The 2,112-nt window shown below is 57.2% G+C and carries 2 protein-coding genes; both read left to right on the forward strand.

What is annotated here, in order from left to right:
- Positions 1–854, forward strand: an 854-nt coding sequence (locus Q0341_RS09385) for a TRAP transporter large permease (RefSeq protein ID WP_299512467.1), incomplete at its 5' end; no start/stop codon positions are given.
- A 7-nt stretch (positions 855–861) separates the two neighbouring features.
- On the forward strand, positions 862–2,112 hold a 1,251-nt coding region (locus tag Q0341_RS09390), incomplete at its 3' end, for a malonyl-CoA decarboxylase family protein (protein ID WP_299512469.1).

Consider the following 2,112-nt stretch of genomic DNA (forward strand, 5'->3'; position numbering starts at 1 on the left):
GCATTTTGATCCCGCCCAGCGTGACCATGATTTTGTACGGCATTGCCAGCGAGACATCGATTGGCCGCTTGTTCATTGCGGGCATCTTGCCTGGCCTGTTGCTCACAGGTTTGTTCATTGCCTGGGCGCTTTTCTTGAGCTGGCGTCGTGGTACCGGACTGGGCAAAACCAACGAAAGCTACAGCTGGGCCCAACGCTTTGAGTTGTTGCCCCGTCTGCTGCCTTTGATGGGCGTGATTGTGGGTGTGATTTATGCACTCTACGGCGGCATCGCCACCCCTTCCGAGGCCGCCGGTGTGGGGGCTGCTTTGTGCTTGTTGATGGTGATCGTGATTTACCGGATGTGGAATTTCAACGCCATCTGGGGCATCGTGCGAGAGGCCATTCGCGAGTCCGGCATGCTGCTGCTGATCATCGGCATGTCGGTGCTGTTCAGCTACGCCATGTCTTCAAGCTTGGTGACCCAAAGCGTTGCCCAGGCCATTGCGGAGCTGAATGTCAACCGCTGGGTGTTGCTGGGCATCATCAACATGTTGCTCTTGGTCCTTGGGTGTTTCTTGCCCCCGGCAGCGATCATCTTGATGACCACCCCCATCATCTTGCCCGTGATCACGGCAGCAGGCTTTGATCCGATTTGGTTTGGCGTGGTGCTGACCATCAACATGGAGTTGGGTTTGATCACCCCGCCGGTGGGCTTGAACCTGTTTGTCATCAATGGCATCACGCCAGATGTCAAGTTGACCACCATTCTTCGTGGTGCTTTCCCTTTCATGATGTGCATGGTGTTGTCCATTGTTTTGTTGTGTGTATTCCCTGAAATTGCGACTTGGTTGCCCACCTACCTGATGGGTTGAACGCACCATGATGTCCTGGAAAAACCTGCTGGCTTTGGGGCAACGCGCCAAGGCCGATGGCGGCTTTGCCAAATTGGTCGATGCCTGCCATCAGCTGGTTTCGGAGCGGGGGCAAGCCAACATGTATGTGCTGGCGGCGGCGGTGGTGCGAGGCTGGGAGGCGCTCAGCCAAGACAGACAAGAAGCCTTTTTTGCGGTCTTGGCCACCGAGTTTGCACCCGATGAACGTGTGGTCAAGGCGGCCGCGACGGCTTACCTCAAAGAGGCCTCACCTGAGGCTTTGTCGCACTTGTCCCATGTGACCGAATCGCCTCGGCAAGAGCTGTTCCGGCGGATCAACCGCACCCCAAAAGGGACCGCAACCCTGTTGTCCATGCGGGTGGCCTTGATGGGCTGCATGAAAAACCGAAAAGGTTTGAAGGCTGTGGATGCGGACTTTCTGCACCTGCTCAGCTCGTGGTTCAACCCGGGATTTTTGCGTTTCGAGCCGGTCAGTTGGAACTCTTCAGCCGCGTTGCTTGAAAAAATCATCCAACACGAAGCCGTGCACGCCATCGACAGCTGGACCCACTTGCGCCGAAGGCTGGAGTCCGACCGCCGGTGTTACGCGTTCTTTCATCCGCAGCTGCCCAATGAGCCCTTGATCTTCGTGGAAGTGGCGCTGATGAACGAGATTCCCGGAGAAATTGCCCCCCTTATTGCACTGCGCAGCGAGGCCGTACTCGTCAAATTGTCCAAAGCCAGAAAAGCGCCGGCACCCACCACCGCCATTTTTTACTCCATCAGCAACTGCCAGCCAGGTTTGCGGGGGGTGTCGCTGGGCAACTTCTTGATCAAGCGGGTGGCCGAGCACCTGGCCGCCGAGGTCGAGAGTTTGAAGACCTATTGCACCTTGTCGCCGGTGCCAGGATTCATGCGCTGGATCGAGAAAGTCGACCCCGCCAAGTTGTCGGCCAAGGATGGCTTGGCCCATGCCACGTTGACCCACTGGTTGGCGGCGCACAAACTCCTGTTGGCCGACCATGTCAACACCATGCCGGCCAATGTCAAAGACTGTCTTTTGCGCTTGTGCACGGGCTTTCTGGTGGGCCAAACCCATGGCCAACTGGCAGATCCCGTGGCACGCTTTCACCTCGACAATGGTGCGCGCTTGGAGGCGGTGCATGTCGGCGCTGACCTGTCTGCCAAAGGGCTGCAGCAGTCAGCCTCTCTCATGGTCAATTATTTGTATGATTTGGGCTCCGTCGAAGCCCGTCAC

Origin of the sequence: uncultured Limnohabitans sp., from assembly GCF_937889215.1 — a bacterium.
GTDB lineage: Bacteria > Pseudomonadota > Gammaproteobacteria > Burkholderiales > Burkholderiaceae_C > Limnohabitans_A.